General features: G+C 44.9%; 7 protein-coding genes. 1 reads left to right on the forward strand and 6 read right to left on the reverse strand.

What is annotated here, in order from left to right:
• Window positions 1-39 precede the first annotated feature (39 nt).
• Genes metH through BM613_RS01280 form a run of 4 tightly spaced genes read right to left on the reverse strand, consistent with a single transcriptional unit; the run spans window position 40 to window position 11512 of the window.
• Window positions 40-3498: a methionine synthase gene (gene metH / locus BM613_RS01265; RefSeq protein WP_109429594.1), complete on the reverse strand. Its 3459-nt coding sequence runs from the start codon at window positions 3496-3498 to the stop codon at window positions 40-42.
• A 35-nt stretch (window positions 3499-3533) separates the two neighbouring features.
• On the reverse strand, window positions 3534-7262 hold the full coding sequence (addA, locus tag BM613_RS01270) for a helicase-exonuclease AddAB subunit AddA (protein WP_181362810.1): 3729 nt from the start codon (window positions 7260-7262) through the stop codon (window positions 3534-3536).
• A gap of 7 nt (window positions 7263-7269) precedes the next feature.
• Window positions 7270-10701: a PD-(D/E)XK nuclease family protein gene (locus tag BM613_RS01275; RefSeq protein WP_181362811.1), complete on the reverse strand. Its 3432-nt coding sequence runs from the start codon at window positions 10699-10701 to the stop codon at window positions 7270-7272.
• 4 nt (window positions 10702-10705) lie between these two features.
• On the reverse strand, window positions 10706-11512 hold the full coding sequence (locus tag BM613_RS01280; RefSeq protein WP_245926190.1) for an ABC transporter ATP-binding protein: 807 nt from the start codon (window positions 11510-11512) through the stop codon (window positions 10706-10708).
• A gap of 217 nt (window positions 11513-11729) precedes the next feature.
• Between BM613_RS01280 and BM613_RS01285 the strand changes: the two genes are divergently transcribed.
• A complete protein-coding gene (locus BM613_RS01285) occupies window positions 11730-13628 on the forward strand; it encodes a hypothetical protein (protein WP_109429347.1) in 1899 nt (632 codons plus the stop codon).
• Between the two features lie 125 nt (window positions 13629-13753).
• On the opposite strand, the gene BM613_RS01290 is transcribed toward BM613_RS01285, so the two are convergent.
• Complete coding sequence (locus tag BM613_RS01290; RefSeq protein ID WP_245926191.1) at window positions 13754-15145, reverse strand: MFS transporter; 1392 nt, start codon at window positions 15143-15145, stop codon at window positions 13754-13756.
• Between the two features lie 174 nt (window positions 15146-15319).
• Window positions 15320-18037: an aconitate hydratase AcnA gene (gene acnA / locus BM613_RS01295; RefSeq protein WP_109429348.1), complete on the reverse strand. Its 2718-nt coding sequence runs from the start codon at window positions 18035-18037 to the stop codon at window positions 15320-15322.
• Window positions 18038-18164 lie beyond the last annotated feature (127 nt).

An 18164-nucleotide genomic window follows, 5' to 3' on the forward strand; every position in this document is an offset into this window, starting at 1 on the left:
CGGTTATGAATTGCTCGCAACCAACTTTTATCACTTGTGTTAGGCGTCTGCGTTAAAGTAACGCGCTTCAGGATGACTAAAGACCAGTGCAGAAACAGTTGCTTCTGGATCCATCATATAGCCTTCCGTTAAATCAACGCCGATTTCACTTGGTCGCAAGAGTTGAAACAACTTTTCTTGATCCTCTAAGTTAGGACAGGCAGGATAACCGAACGACACGCGAATGCCTTGATAACGAGCAATAAAACGCTCTCGCATCGTTAGTTCTGGCGCATCTGGAAATCCCCAGTTATCGCGTAAAATATGGTGCAGTCGCTCTGCAAAAGCTTCTGCCAATTCGAGTGCAAGTGCTTGCAACGCATGCGAACGCAAGTAATCCCCCTGCTCTTTTAAGCGTTCTGCTTGTGCGCGAATCCCCATTCCTGTCGTCACCACAAAAAATGCGACATAATCCATTTCATCACTAGTCACTGGGCGTACAAAATCTGCTAGACAAAGATTTGCGTCTCCCGATTGACGTGGAAAATCAAATGTTTCAAGCACTCTCGAAAAATCGTATGGATCGTAAATCAATATTTGATTGCCATCTGCTTTTGCAGGATAAAATTGATAGACCGCGTGCGCACGGATATTTCCTGTGACAAGAGCATCTTGTAGTAAATCATCGATCAATTGTTTTAACATGATCGCCTTATCATTGCCATTTGCTAGTTCCTTTTCAACATTTCCTCGTAGCCCTAAGTGTTTGCCTAGCAACATCTGCCAATTAAGATAAGGTGCAATAAACGACAACGGATAATCCCGCAAGACATGACGCAATAGGTCAGGAGGAGTAAATACTGGCGCCTGATGAATCGTGACTTGACGCTTTTGTAACTCTTGCGCAGCCTTTGGCTTTGGTGCGGACTGCATCACATCCGAGTGCAGGAGCGCGCGCAAATCCTCGATCATTTTCATGCGCGCTTCTGGGTTGCTAAGACGATTTGCCAGTTCAAGTCCCTCCATCGCATCTTTTGCATAGAGGACAACCCCATCGTACTCCGGTGCAATACGCGTTTGCGCAAACTTCTTCGTAAGTGCGGCACCACCTACGAGTAGGGGGACATCAATACCTGCATTTTTTAAGTCCTGCGCCGTCAAGATCATTTGTTGCGCCGACTTTACAAGTAATCCAGACAAGCCAATCACATCGGGTTTTTCTGTTTGGTACGCTGCGATCAACTGCTCAGACGGCACCTTAATGCCTAAATTCACCACTTGATAGCCATTGTTCGTCAGAATGATGTCCACCAGATTCTTCCCTATATCGTGAACATCACCTTTCACTGTCGCTAAGATGATCTTCCCTTTCACTGCGGTCTCTGTTTTTTCCATATGTGGCTCAAGAAATGCTACTGCGGCTTTCATGACCTCCGCACTTTGTAAAACCTCAGCAACGATCAACTCATTCGCATTAAATAACCTTCCCACTTCCTCCATTCCTGTCATCAAAGGTCCATTGATGATCTCAAGAGGTGCATAAGTTTGCAATGCAGTTTGTAAATCTTCGAGCAATCCTTCTTTTGTCCCCTCTACTACATAGCGGGCAAGACGTTCCTCTAGCGATAGCAAATTTGTGGAAATTTTTATTTCTTCCTTTTTTGTACGATAAAAAGCAGTAAACGTAGCCACCGTTTCATCATTGGTCGCAAATAATAAATCCTCGGCAAGTTTACGTTCCTGCTCTGGAATCGATGCGTAGCGCTCAAGTTTTTCTGTATTTACAATCGCGTAATCTAAGCCTGCCTTTGTACAGTGATACAAAAACACAGCATTCAACACTTCTCTCCCTGACTGTGGCAATCCAAAAGAAACATTGCTCACGCCAAGAATCGTCTGCACATGAGGCAGCGCTTCTTTTATTAAGCGGATACCTTCGATTGTCTCAAGTGCTGATCCAAGATAATTAGCATCCCCCGTTGCTACAGGAAAGACAAGTGGGTCAAAAATAATGTCTGTCGGATGCAGACCATAGTGATTCACTAATAAATCATACGATCTGCGCGCAACCTCCAATTTGCGTTCACGTGTGACCGCCATCCCCTGTTCATCAATCGTGCCAACCACAACTGCCGCACCATATTCTTTGATCAAAGGAACCACTTCGCGAAAGCGCTTTTCACCATCTTCAAGGTTGATTGAATTAATAATTGCTTTTCCTTGACTGAATTTAAGTGCTAGTTCCAGGACTTTTGCATCAGTTGAATCAAACATAAACGGAGCTTTTACTTTCTTTGCTGCAAACTGTAAAAAGCGCTCCATGTCACGCATTTCATCTCGATCAGGATCGGCAAGACACACGTCTACCACCTGTGCCCCACCCTTGACTTGAAGTCGTGCAATTTCAGAAGCTTCCTCATATTGCTCATTCGCTATTAAACGCCGAAACTTTTTGGAACCAATCACATTTGTTCGCTCGCCAACTAGTATCGGTCGATTATCCTCCTCGATATAGACAGGATCGATCCCCGAAATGGCTGGTACGCGCGAAGCAGTAGCCACACGTGGTGAATAGTCTTGTAATGCAGAAGCTAATGCGCGAATGTGTTCTGGGGTTGTACCACAGCAACCACCCGCCACATTCAACCAACCCTGCTGTGCAAATCCAGCCATTTTGGCTGCAAGGCTAGCCGGCGATTCGTGATAATGTCCATCTTCATCAGGTAATCCCGCATTAGGATAACAACTAATCGCAGACTGTGCCAGCGAGGAAAGTGTGCGTAAATGATCCCGCATAAACTCGGGACCCGTCGCACAGTTCAAGCCCACTGAGAGCGGTTCAAGATGTTGCAGTGAAATATAGAAAGCTTCGATATTCTGTCCTGCAAGTGTAGTACCCATGGGTTCAATCGTTCCAGACACCATCAAGGGAACCCGTTTGCCAAGCTCATCAAATGCTTGAAAAATCCCGATGCTTGCCGCTTTGACATTCAGGGTATCTTGAGCAGTTTCAAGCAATAAAACATCCACCCCACCCATAAGTAAAGCGCGTGCCTGTTGGTAATAGGCCTCTTGCAATTGTTCAAATGTCGCTCCACCTGTAACAGATAAGGTTTTTGTGGTAGGTCCCAAGGATCCTGCTACATAACGCGGCCAATTGTCTGTTGTATACTTGTCCACCGCAGCGCGAGCAATTTGCGCAGCCCGAAAATTGATTTCATGCGTTTGATCCGCTAGTCCGTATTCCGCTAAGACCACGGGTGTCGCCCCAAACGTATTGGTTTCAATGATGTCTGCTCCAGCTGCCAAATACGCTTCATGTATCTCTTGAATCAAATCTGGGCGAGTGAGATTTAACATCTCATTACAACCTTCATACAATTCGCCACCAAAATCTTCAGCACCTAGATTTTGTTGTTGAATCATCGTTCCCATTGCGCCGTCTAAAATTAAAATTTTCTCTTGCATCCGTTCCTGAATCGGTTTTTTTGCGGATCGCGCATGCTCTTTTGCAACCATATTCACGCTGATCTCTCCTGTCTCATGCTCATTTTTCATAAAGTCAGTAATCTCTCTACAGCAACTGCCTTTCTACTATTTACAAAATACAAGTAGGATGTGCTTATCGACCGCATAAAAGCGCCTTCCATCGCCTTTTTATATAGTGCGAGTTGCAGTGCATACTCTTTTACAAGCGCAGATTCATCTCTTATCGATAATTGATCCGTTTTATAATCCACTAAGATCATACGTTCGTCAAGAGCAATCAGGCAATCGACAGTTCCTTGGATAATTACTTGTTCACCACGCCCTGAAAAAAGTTGCGGTTGTTGATCAATCAAGTGCTCCGCCGCTACAGCTAAAGTAAAGGGGACTTCTCTCCATACTTTGTCTGAATTTGCGATCATCAGTTGGCCAAGCGAAGATTGAAAATACGCTGCAATCAGTTCAGGTTGCAAATATTGCAAGGAATTTTCAGGGAGATATCCTTGCCGTACTAATCGTTGCAATTCTGTAACAACTCCTGCCTCCTCTACAAGTTGCTCAATCAAAGGAAGATGTTGCATCGCTAAATGAAACAAGCTCCCCTTTTCCGCTGCAGTAAGTGGCATGTCTTGTTGCAAAAAGCGTGGTCGCGAAAACTGTACATTGCGCTTTAAACGCTGCCAAGAAATACTTGTCTCAGTTTCTTCAGAATGATCCATCCAGTTGTTTTTCCACTCTGTCACGCTCATTTTTGCAGCAAGCGGATTTCCTTGGTCAATAGGTCGCCAAAGATGAGCCAATACATGTTCTTGCCACATCGTTGACTTAGCAACGTCGATCGCATCTGCGTCAAAAGCTCCTGGCTCCAGGGACGAAATAGCCTGCCAATCGCGTTGTACACACTGCTCTTCCTCTTTGCCCGCGATTGTTTGGCCAAAATCCTCTCCCCATAGTTTTACAGTAAAGAGTGGGGAACCCGCTTGCGAAAAGCGATAGATTGCTGGACCGATCCAATCAAAATAATGTTTTGCACTTAGCAAAAGGGATTCGCGCAAAGGACCTTGTCGACTTGTTTCAAAGCGTGCTGTCGCGCGCCACTTGTCCCAATGTGCAGAAAGGTTTTTAAGCGCACCTATAAAAATCAACTTCTCCTTTGCACGCGTCGCTGCCACATATAAAATACGAGCTTCTTCTGCGAGATTGTAACGTTTTTCTAATGTATCGACTGCCAGAGATGACAAGGTACGCCATTTCTCCTTACGCTCGAGATCCACAAAATCAATACCAAAACCAATGTCCTTTTGAAAGCGAATGGGTAATCCATGATCACTAAGCCGAAAGCTCTTGGTCATGTTTACTACGAAAACAACGGGAAACTCCAACCCTTTACTTTTATGAATCGTCATGATACGTACGACATTTGCTACTTCCGATGCATTTTTTGCTAACCCGACATCTCCAGAACGCCGATCATGTTCTTGTATATATTTTACAAACCCAGAGAACCCATGACCTTCTAAGTCGTCATATGCTCGCGCTTGACGGATGAATTGCCTGAGGTTCGCTTGACGCACATCGCCATCTTGCAGCCCAGCCACAAAATCAGATAACCCTGTTTCCTCTAGCGCAAACCGAACGGTATCCTCTACGCTATGCAAGCTTGCATAAGTACGGAGACGTTCGAGATGCAAGAGAAACTGTTGCACGCGAAATCCTAATTCATCATTTTGGCGACTTCGTTGGTAAAGTGCTTGAAATAGATCGCCACGCGCCATGGTGAGACGTATTTGTCCTAGATCAGTAGTTGAAAAACCCCCAACAGGGGAGCGCAATACCGTCGCGAGTGGAATGTCTTGTCGTGGGTTATCGATCGTTTGCAGCAAGGCGAGTACGAAGCGCATTTCCAAACTCGTATAAAACCCACTATTCGATTCTCCATCGCAAGGAATACCAAGTTGTCGAAAGACACGCAGCAGGATGTCGCTGCGCCCAGCTTGTGATCGCAATAAAATCGCGATATCTCGCCACTGAAGTGGACGGTATGCATTTTCTGAAGGATCAAAAATTGGCGTTTCACTCTCGTACAGACGTAAAATTTCTTGGCCGGCAACCCATGCTTCTCGTTCGAGCAAATGCTGATCTCGCAAATCCTCTTCTCTATTGCTAGCATTCGCTTCATCCTCTGGCTCCTGCTCATCTTCACCTTCTTGTAGAAATTCCATTTCATCAGATGACGAAGAATTGGAATCGATAAGATGAACATCTACCGCTGTCATACCCTGTTGCAGTGGGCGAGGTGGATAAGTTGCAGCCGCATTCATGCGTGCCCCTTCATCATACGAAATCCCTCCTAACACCGGCGCAAAAATCTGACTGAAGAGATAGTTAATCGCATCAATTAGGTCTGTACGACTGCGATAATTATCCTGCAAATCAATTCGCACTCCGCCATCTTCATGCTTAAAGGACTCATATTTACTCAGAAACAAACCAGGTTCTGCCATGCGAAAACCATAGATACTCTGTTTCACATCTCCCACGTAAAACAGATTTGATCGATCAGAATTTGCAATTTGCTCTAGAATTGCATCTTGAATCGGACTTGTATCTTGATATTCATCTACAAGTACCTGCACATATTTTTGCGCAAATTGCCGAGCTAATGAGGAGGCTGCACCACGTTCATCTACCAGGAGTTGGAAAGCAAAGTGCTCAAGATCTGCAAAATCAACACAACTGCGATCACGTTTTGCCGCTTCGTAGCTCGTATGAAATTGCCAGACTAAATCAACAAGCATTTGCACATATGGTGTTATCAATGTGAGCTCCGCTTGCAATTCATGCTCACTGCGAGCAAAAATTGAGTGCAAAAGCAATCCGATGATTTTCTTCACACGACTGCGTAGATCTTGAATATTTTTTTTTAAAAGAGCATCAGCTTCTTTTACCTGTCCAAGTTTTACAAAAGGCTGCGCGAGACAGACACGAAGTTCGTCATAATCCCTTTTTTCAGCATAGGAAAGAGCATTCTCTAACATCTTTAGGTCGCTTTCTAAAGCTTTACGATAGGGCGCAAACGCTTCATCCGCACAAATGTCATTGGCCTCTCGAATAAGATCAATCGCCAATAAAATTTGCTCTTTACAAAAGGAAAAAAAGACTTGTCCATATGTTGATTCAGCAATTGGTAATTGTGCACTTTGGGTTAGTTTCAAGACCGCATCTTCCAACCATCCTGCAGGTCGAGGATGACTGCGTACAAAACTATAAAGTTGTAGGATCATATCGCGCAAATTTTGATCCCCATTTGTTCCTGCATAGCGTGCAGCAAATGCATGAAATTGCTCATCGGCAGAAGCAAACCAATCATTCATCAGTTGATCTAGTACACTGTCTTGCAGTAATGCTACTTCCTGCTGATCAGCAATCCGAAATCCTGGATCGATCGGTAACTGCAGGGCTCCAAAACGCATCACTTCCAAGCAAAAGCTATGCATAGTGGAAATTTGTGCCCGTTCAAGCAGGTATAACTGCCGCAAGAGTCTTCGATCTGATTGGCGCTTGTCTAAAGTAGCCCGCAATGCTTTCGCGATTCGCTCTTTCATTTCATTTGCTGCTGCATCAGTAAAAGTTACGATTAAAATGCGATCAATATCAACACCTTCATGCATAATCAAGCGCAGCACACGTTCGACAAGAACAGACGTTTTTCCAGAACCTGCGCCAGCTGAAACCAAAAGCGATCTCCCCCGCAATGTGATCGCCTGTTCTTGACGCAAAGAAAATGTGTGACCCACTGTGATCTCAACCTTTCTTTTTATCGATACATAGTTTTTGTAAAATCTCCTTCCCGTTGATTTTGGGCAATTGATGATATGATCCAAGACCACCACTTTCTTCAAATTGACAGATACCTTGAAATGAACAGTGCTGACAAGCCGTGTTTTTCTTATATCGATAGGGGGCGATCGCCGTATCGCCTTTACGAACCCGATTCATAAAAGAGACAGCGAGATGCTTTGCGTGGTGTTTTAACGCCTCCCACTCCTTGTCGTCGACAGTTTGCACCGATCGTTTAAATTGTCCGTCTTTTTTTAGCAGCACGGGAAAAAGATCATCTGCCACAGCATTTTTCCGATCAAGCAAAGACACAAGTTTCGGTTCGCGCAAAATTAATCCTTTCATTTGTAACGCCTTGCGCTTTGTCCGCTCCACTTCGCGAATTGGCGTTGGCGCATCCACCTGCTTTACTAGATCGCGAATTGGATAATAGAATACCCCTGCAAACTTATGTGGATGGCCAAACCACTCTATACTTTGTTGTTCGACAACTTCTGCATACAAAATAAGCTGTAGTGAAAGTCCGTAATACACCTGTTCTAGATTCAGACTACGTTCACTACTTTTATAGTCAATGATACGAAAATAAGGATATCTATCACCAGCAGATGTATCTAGTCGATCGATACGTCCACGCAAGCGCAAAGGCAGATCTCCTGGTAGCGCAAATTCAAATTCAGCTTCTGTCAAGTAAACTTGAAAGGAACTGCGATGGGCATGTTCTGTAAGTGTGTCAATGGCACGCAAAAGTGCTTGGCGCACCTGCTCTAGTTGATTGCGAAAACGCGCATTATGCCTCCACACGATACGATTGTCTGCAGTAAGTACACTTGCAAAGACCTGGTTCAAAATTTGAAACGCCTGATGAGAATCTAAACTTCCCCAATCAACACCTTCTTTTTTTATCCAGACAACAAACTGGTGAAGTACCTCGTGAACCAATTGTCCGCGAATCAATTCGTCAATTTGAAATTCTTCGCGTCGCTTTAATCGCAAGCCATACTTTGCAAAATGCGCAAATGGACAAGCCGCAAACTGTTCTAAACGCGACACTGACAAAACCTCGGCATTATGAAACAACTTTTGTGCGATTTCTGGAGCAAGTGGCTCACTATCGATCACATAAGCAAGTCCTTGTAATTTAGACTTTACTACCTCTTGATTCAATTTTCCCGAAGCAAAAAGTTGAAAAACACCATGCCATAAAGGTGTCAGCCGTTCACCTTTTTTAACTTCGCGCAAAATGGTTGTCAAATGCTGGGCCATCGACTCCTCTGTCATACATAATTGTACATCTTCCTCATCATTCCACTGTGGCTGATCAATGTAGTTGTATTCGATCATTTGTTCAGGCGCAAATCGGCTGATCATCTGCTGTAAAATCGTTGCCATAGCAAGCGCACGCCCGTTCTCATCTGCAAGCGCATAGGAGAGCACCAGTTTTTTCTGTGCGCGTGTCATCGCCATATATACGCGATAACGTTCATACACTTGTTGTCGACTGCTCTCTGGATTTATAGAAAATCCCTTTGTGATTAACTGTTTGCGTTCCTCGTCAGAAAACATTTCGTCGTTCTCAATCCGCCGCGGAAACAATCCATCATTGCAACCTATCAGAAAACCATACTGCACTTCATAAGCGCGAACGCGCGAAACTTCAGTAATGATGATTTGATCGAGTAACATCGGGATGACACCGATCCTGCTGCTACCAAACGCCTGCCGCAATAGAGCAAGAACCCGTGCAACTGGCAACTTGCGCTCGCCAAACGCATAGACAAGATCGTCACATAGTGTAATTGCATGCACAAGTGCACGTTCATGCGCTTGTGCATCAAACGTATTGTCGGAAGCTTCTTCACGCTCGATGAGAGCCGAGATCTGCCCCGGGACATCACAACTTTCTAGCAAATTCCACAGCGCCGTAATCATTTGGCGCACAGTACTATCTGTAGACTGAAACACCTGGTAAAAAGGGAGGAGCCATGACGCAACGCGACTTCGCACAGCTTCTATCTCACTTTTGAATTCTTTATAATTCGTAAGCTCAAACGAGATTAACCACTCTTCTCCTTCAATACCATTTAAAAGTACAAAGTTTTCTAATTGATCCACTGCAAAGCGCGGAATTGGCGTCAAATCCGTTTTTAACCACTCAATGATCGCTTGACTAGATAGTTGGGACTCTATAATCGATAAGGCGTGCAAGATAAAGCGGGCAACGGGATGGTGACGCATTGAGTGCAACTCATCCATAAAAAAGGGAATTTTCGCTTGTTGTAACACTTCTCGTAACAAGGGACGATAAAGATCGAGATTCGTCACCATCAATGTAAATTCACGCCATGGCACCTGTTCCTCACGGTGTATTCGCAACATCTCTCTTATTGTTCCAAGTACTTCCGCCCTCCTTGTTGTCGCTTTTGCTATGACCAAATCCCCGCGCTCTGCAGATGTATAAAAAGGAGCTTCCGATTCTTCTGGCAAAGTAAAGATCGCTTTTTCTAAGTGATTCAAACGAGGACTTGCAGTAAATCGCCATAATTTATTTCCTTGTGTATTTACAATGTGAAGGGTTCGCTGTTTTTGATCTGCCAGTTTACGCAAGTGCAAAAAAGTGTCATCTGCTTGTGCAAATGGTGAATCGAGTTCATCAACCCGTGCAAATCCAGTGCGCGCTAATTCATTCGCTCGTTCCAATGGCAACGTCAAACTGACACTCATATTTTCCACATGTTCAAAAAGTGCACCTAAAAGTGAGAATTCTTGTGCAGTAAACCCGAGGAATCCATCCACATAAATCTGTGCTGACCTTAAGCTCCCTATTCGATGCAATTCTCGAGCAAACAGCGGCAAAAGATGAAGAGGATCGATAAAGCGATCTTGCAGCGCGCGTTCATAAGCCTGTAAGAGAATCGCTAAATCATGCACTTTCTCGTGCAATTGTCGATCTTCCTTGAGAGTCGCAATTTGTGGCTCCAAAGGGATTCCAGTTAAATTCGCAGTTTGAAATTCTTCTACTGTGAGCAGCAAACGCTCAATAAATTGAGCAGATGGATTTGCTCGCCGAAAGACTTGAAGTTGTTCAGAGACTTCGTCGTAGGCAGCAGCCATCAGAAGAAACTTCCCATTTTTTGAGACCATTTGCGCAGGTAACTGACCAATCAGCTGTAATCCCCGCAAACTAAAGCGGCGAAAGCTCATCACTTGAGCTCGCACCAGCGATTGTCCAGGAACTCGTTTTGCCAGTTCCCGCTCCATATAAAAAGTCACTTGATCGGGGACTAGGAGGAAAATGGGCGGTCCAAAGCGATCCGCAGCTAACGCAAGTAAGATTTCATCGAGAATTTGTTTTGTTTTTCCTGCCCCCGCTCTACCAGTGAAGATGCGAATCATCCATTCATCTCCTTTGCAGTGAATCATGTTTCACTCGAACGACAGGGCGATCATCTTGCCAGTGTAATGAAACAGATAACCCATAAGCTTCGGATAGCATTTTTTGCGTAAGCACGTCTTGTTTAAGACCTGCGGCAAGTAATCGTCCTTCTTTTAAAATTGCAACATGTGAAATCCCAGGAAAAATCTCCTCCGGATAATGAGTTACATACAAAAGTTGTGGAATTGTTCCCTGCGCTAAGTTTTGCAATGCGAAAAGAACGTGTTCACGTGATGGAAAATCAAGCCCCGTACATGGTTCATCAATAATCAGCAGTTTAGGATCAGCCATAAGTGCTCTGGCAATCATCACTTTTTGCCGTTCCCCTTGTGATAACAAGGCATAGGGACGCGTTGCGATCTGTTGGGCCGCTAGGTCACACAGCAAGTCTTGCGCTTTTTTTAGATCGTCAGTCGTCGGAGTCACATAATTTCCATTGGTCGCATATTTACCAGATGCCACGAGATCAACGGCCTGTACATTTTGCTCTAAATAACTGTCTATGCGATTACTCACAAAGCCAATGTCTTTGCGCAACTCACGAACATCATACTCACCTAAATGATGCCCCATGACCCATACATCTCCTTCTGTGGGCCAAAGCATGCCGAGTACTATTTGCAACAAAGTGGTTTTACCAGCGCCGTTAGCTCCTAGTAAAGCCCAATGTTCACCGATCTTTGTTTGCAACTGAATCTCCTGTAACAGCGGGCGCCCTTGCCTGAGAACAGAAACTCGATCGATTTTTACAATAACTTCATGTCTCTCCACTCGCAGGTTCTCCTTTTCCGACACCTCATCGCTTGCTCGCGTGCAAAGTCGTATTTGTTTTACCATTGTATCGAACGAATCACGTGCGGTCTATCAACAAAAGAAGTAGGAGAAGAAATTTTGGAAATTCATAGTTCTCGATGTTACACTAACAGTGCATTGTCATGCGCAAGAAAAACCTTGCGATGTGCCACCAAGAAGAGAAGAGGTGAGTAAGATGTATGTATATCTTTTAGGACCACTAGGTGTCGTCCTCGCGGTCGTGCTTGGCTATGGTCCTTTTCGCATTGCGCGTAAAACTTACGCCTGGCTCGCCACACTTGTGTTTGTACTCGGATTGATCGAGTATTTTAGCGGTTTTTTCCCAACACTAAATTTCCTCTATCTTCTTTTCCTCTTTTTGTTGTTTAGTGTTACGATGGGAATACGCCTGCTCATCGCGCGCTCTCTTTTTCACATCGGAAGAACGCGTTATCTAAAACCATTGGCCATAGGCTTACTCATTCTTCTTGCTTTCGCTTTGTTTAACGGCGTTGCGCTTATCGTTCTTCCCATCGCGATTGCAATCTATCGAAGCAAGAAACGCCCACGTGGACCACGGCCCGTAGGTCAACCAAGTGGTTTTTGGGGATCACTTGAAAGCGTGCGCAAAAATCTATCTAGCCTAGGACCCCTCGCCTTAATCACTGCAATCGGTACACTTGCCATCGCTATAAGTTCAGGAATTGCCGCAACCGCAACTGCCATTAGTGCCGCCGCTACCTACAGTGAACAAGTTCAACTTATCAAAGCGCGCATGACAAACTCTCTGCCGCCAGTTGCTGCAAATGATGTCCCCATTGTCGAACGCACAAATGCAGCAATTGTCCTCTCCAACAGTATCGGCGGACTCGGTCCGCAGTACCATGTATCCAATCAAGGTCTATCACTTGTTCGCTACCACGGACAGTTAATTTGGACTGCACCACTGGATTATAACAATGGATTGATCTGGCTAACAAAACATACAACGCCAGGTTATGTCTATACTTCAGCCAGTAATCCTAGTGCAAAACCAGTCCTCGTACAAAATGCCGAGTATACAATCACGCCTCAAGCTGGATTTGGGTATAACTTGCAGCGTGTCTTATATCAGCACTTTCCTACACTCTACATTGGAACTTCTGACTGGGAACTCAATCCTTCTGGAGAAGGTTATTGGGTAACTTCCCTATATGAACCAGCACCAGGACTCGCTGGTCTCGTCACTAAAGTCATTGTTGGCTCTGCATTAACCAATCCGACAACGGGTCATGTGCATTTTTTTGCGCTCGGTCAGCAGCCCGCTTGGGTAAGTCAAGTCGTGGGTCCAGAGTTTGCACAAAATGAAGCGATGCGCTATGGGTGGGATCGCGCAGGATTGATTGCTTCGACATTTACGCATCAATTAACAACCGAACCTGTTCATGCAACACCTTATAACGTTCTATTAAGCAATGGCGACCTCGCCTGGGAAATTCCCATGACCTCCCCGAGTACCAATGACAATTCGCTCTCAGGTTTAATTCTTGTCAACGCAGAGACAAACGCTGTCAGTTATACACCATTTACTGGTATGCAAAACGATCTCGCTGCCGAACAACGAATCAATGGGGCTACACTTAACAGTTCACTTTCCGCGGGGCGTCCTCTGCTCTATAATATTTCCGGTGGATACGCATATGTAGCTCCTGTAATCAATCAATCGGGCATCGTGCAAGAAATCGCGCTTGTAGATCCGCGTAACACAGTTCAACCGATCATTTCTCCAACAATGCAAGATGCGCTAGCCTCTTGGCAAAATTATCTTGCAACAGGCGGTGTAACAAGTGCTACAAAAACCGTGCAAAGTAAAGTATTGACCGGTATAGTAAAACGTGTTGCTACTGTTTTATCTTCTAGTGGAGCAAATGGAGCACCAGTGAAAGAATACTGGCTTTTTCTCATCGGAAACCAAGCTTACCGCGCGTCACTTTCAATCAATCCAAACGTCGTACCATTCGTCCGTCCTGGTGATACAGTGACAATCGCTTTTGCAACGGGACAAGCGGCACCGATTACCATTCGTTCGATTCGTGACGTTACCTTAGGAAAGTAAATGAGGAAAAAAGCTTATTGCTGCAACTAAAAGAGATTTACTGTGAAATAAATCCCCTCCCACACTTATAATGGGAGGGGATTTATTTCACAGTAAACAAAGATTAAATCAGGAGAGAAGGGAAGTTAACTGACCGCATGACGACCTTTTAATTTGCCTTGTGAATGATCTTGATCTTTATCCGTGTCATGATATATTGCAGACAAGGAGCGAGCTTTTAACTCAGGAACTAGCATCGTCGTCCCAATTCCAAGTAAACAAACCACAGCCATAATTCCTTCTGTTCCTGACAATGAGAATCTACTTAGCAAGATCGGCACAAACAAAGCTCCAAGAAATGCACCCATTTTTCCGGCCCCTGCAGATAATCCATCACCAAAGGCACGCCAGCGAGTAGGAAACACTTCCGACGGAATTACAAACGTTGTCGTATTCGGACCAAATTCAGTAAAGAAATAACTAAGTCCATAAATCAGAAGAAAAGGAATCGTCATCATCGTTATATGAGGAATAAAGTATAAACCAGCAAAAGACAATGCCATCATGATAAAACCAAGCATTTGAATCGTCTTTCTACCTAATCGATCAATCGTAAACGCTGTGACCCAGTACCCTGGGATTGCAAAGATGAGGAAGATCAATGTAGAGACTAGTGTCGTATGAAGCAACGAGGCATGAGATACTAATGATTTCATAATCAAGGTAGACGAAACGCTATTCCCGTAAAACGCAATATCAAGGAAAAACCAAGAACCTGCAGTTCCAAGCACCCGCAACCAAAATTGACTTCGCGTCCAACCGTCGCCGCGATTGTCCTCACTTGCTGACACATCGCGTTGTGTCAGCGAAGAAACGACTTTCGCCGCTTCTTCTTGATCTCGTTTCACTTCAAGCAAATAACGCGGCGTTTCCGAAATCGTACGCCGCAGATAAATGACTGCAGCGGCTGGAATCGCACCAAGCGCTAGCATAAGCCGCCATACAAGATCATGTGATAGACCACTCACAAGCAAGCCTGAAGCAACTAGAGGTCCGACTAATAAACCAAACCCTTGCATCGCAAACACACTCGTCACTAAACGCCCGCGATTTTTACGATTTGCATACTCGCTCATGATAATTGCACTCGTTGGATAATCCCCGCCAATGCCTAGCCCAATAATAAATCGCCAAAACAACAGTTGATCAAAGTTTTGCGACGTAGCAGACAATAAGGCGCCAATCGTTAAGATAATCACTTCAATTCCATACACAGATTTTCGTCCAAAACGATCCGCAAGTTTACCAAAAATGATAGCGCCAAGTGCGGCAGCAATTAGCGAGGTCGCGTTTAAAATGCCGATCTCCGCTTTACCCAAATGCCAAATTGGCGCAAGAATAGTTGTAACAACACCAATTATAAATAAGTCGTATGCGTCTGTGAAAAAACCCATCCCGGACGTAAACATCGTTTTCCAATGAAACGACTGTAATTTCGATTCCTCAAGCGCCTCTAGGATGTCTGCACGCGTTCGCACAATAGTTTCCTCCTGCAAAATAGAATACTAACTATGACTTGTTTTGATCATACCAAGAACTCGTGTTGTGTTTGATAAGGAATTGTAAAGGTTGCGTAAAGGAGTTTTCTTGCGTCCTACAATAACAAAAAGGAGGGGCCTCCCCCTCCTTTAATCTGCTCTTGAACAACTGCTTTATGCCTTCATTAAGTTGCGCAGGACCATCTGCAAAATTCCGCCATTGCGATAATAATCGACCTCAATCGGGCTGTCGATACGCGCGGTCACATCGAAGGAAATGGTTGAACCATCCGGTTTTGTCGCGCGCACAGTCACACGCTGATGTGGAGTCATGTGATCGTCGATCCCTTCAAAGTGATAGCGCTCAAATCCAGTAAGACCTAGCGCGCGCCAACTGACACCAGGATCAAATTGTAAAGGAAGTACCCCCATGCCTACGAGATTGCTGCGGTGAATACGCTCGAAACTCTCAGCAATGACGGCTTTTACACCAAGCAAATACGTTCCTTTTGCTGCCCAGTCACGCGAACTTCCTGTGCCATATTCTTTACCAGCGATAACAATCATCGCATCTCCATCTTGCATGTATTTCATCGCTGTATCATAAATCGACATGACTTCGTTCGTGGGAATATAAGTTGAAAAACCACCTTCCGTGCCTGGAGCAACTTCATTGCGAATGCGCACATTGGCGAACGTACCGCGCATCATCACCTCATGATTTCCGCGGCGTGAACCGTAAGAATTGAAATCGCGAACATCGACATTACGGGACTGCAAAAAGAGACCTGCTGGACTTTTGGGATTAATTGCACCCGCAGGTGAGATATGATCTGTCGTTACAGAATCCCCTAGCAAGGCAAGGACACGCGCATCGTGAATTGGCGCGATTGGATGCACTTTCGTATCGAGTCCAACAAAGAAAGGTGGTTCTTGAATATACGTTGACTCTGGATCCCAAGCAAACAATTCTCCTTCAGGCGTCGGCAAGGCATTCCAACGCTCGTTCGAATGGAGAACATCACGGTACTTCTCTTTGAACATTTCCGGAGTCACAAAATTCGCAATCGCCTCATCGACTTCCTTCGAAGATGGCCAAATATCGCGTAGATATACAGGATTTCCATTTGCATCATGACCGAGTGGATCATTTGTCAGATCGATGTCGACCGTTCCAGCAATCGAATACGCGACAACAAGCGGTGGTGATGCAAGATAGTTTGCTTTAACCGCTGGATGAATACGCCCTTCAAAATTGCGGTTCCCACTTAAGACAGACGCAACTGTCAATTCATTGTCGCGAATTGCGCTTTCCACTTCAGGAATGAGCGGACCGCTGTTACCAATACATGTTGTACACCCATATCCCACCACTTGAAATCCTAATTTTTCTAGATACGGGAGTGTTCCGGATTTCTCTAAGTAACTTGTTACAACACGTGATCCAGGGCCAAGGCTAGTTTTGACATGCGGACACCGCCCAAGACCCTTTTCCACTGCTTTTTTCGCTAACAATCCCGCAGCAAGCATGACTGAAGGATTCGATGTATTCGTACAACTAGTAATCGCAGCGATGACAAGCGATCCTGCCGTTAATTCAGACTCTTGTCCATTCGCTTGACGCACTTTGACTTTCTTTTGAATTTGTTCCTCAGATAAACCAAACCCACCCTGTTTGACCGGTAGACGCAACGCCTCATTAAATTGTTTTTTCATTTGCGTCAATTCTACTTTATCTTGCGGACGACGAGGCCCTGCAAGTGAAGGAACGACAGTAGCAAGATCTAAGGTAACTACATCTGAAAACACAGGATCCGGCATGTCATCTGTTCTAAAAAGTCCTTGAGCCTTCGTGTACGCTTCAACGAGAGCAATTTGCTCTTCATCGCGTCCCGTCGTGCGCAAGTAGTTCAACGTTTCTTGATCAACAGGGAAAAAGCCCATCGTAGCCCCATATTCAGGCGACATATTGGCAATTGTCGCACGGTCAGCAAGAGTCATTTGACTTAACCCTGGACCAAAGAATTCCACAAATTGGCCCACAACACCTTTTTTGCGCAAAATATTTGTCACAGTCAGCGCTAAATCTGTCGCTGTCGCTCCCTCGGGAAGGCGGCCGATCAATTTGAAGCCAATTACTTTTGGCGTAACAAAGTACAGCGGTTGCCCAAGCATGCCCGCTTCAGCTTCAATACCTCCGACCCCCCATCCAAGAACACCAAGCCCATTGATCATGGTCGTATGAGAATCGGTACCGACTAAGGAGTCAGGAAATGCAACAGGCCCATCCTCCGTTTCACGAACTTGGACAACAGAAGCTAAGTACTCCAAGTTTACCTGGTGCACAATGCCAGTAGAAGGTGGAACCGCACGGAAATTCTCAAACGCTTTCGTCGCCCAGTGCAAAAACTTATATCGCTCTTCATTGCGCTCAAATTCATAATCTGTATTGACTTCAAGAGAATTATCTTGCCCAAAGCTATCAACTTGAACGGAGTGATCAATGACAAGATCGACAGGTACAAGCGGATTGATCTTCTTTGGATCTCCGCCAAGACGATGAACAGCTTGGCGCAATGCCGCTAAGTCAACCACAACTGGTACACCTGTAAAATCCTGAAGCAAAATACGTGCTGGCATGAAAGGGATTTCCTGTGTTTGATCTGGGGCTTCTGCATTCCAATTTGCAATTTGTTTCACATGATCTTGCGTGATGACATAGTCATCTAATTTACGTAAAACACTTTCAAGTAAAATCTTCATGGAAAACGGAAGGCGTGAAATGTTCCCCAGATTCAGTTCTTCTAATCGCTGCAAGCGATAGTACTGATACTGTTTGCCATTGGCTGAAAGTACAGCTTTTGCGCCAAACGGGTCTTTATTTTTTGACACTTTCTCCAACCTCACTTTACAAATAAGACAGGTTAGCTACCACTATTGATGAAGCCAGTGTGCGCCCGCTCCTCTACATAAACTTTTCGATCAGTCCACATGCTATGGTGTAGAGGTATCCAAAGCT

Source organism: Sulfoacidibacillus thermotolerans (assembly GCF_003144315.1).
GTDB lineage: Bacteria > Bacillota > Bacilli > Alicyclobacillales > SLC66 > Sulfoacidibacillus > Sulfoacidibacillus thermotolerans.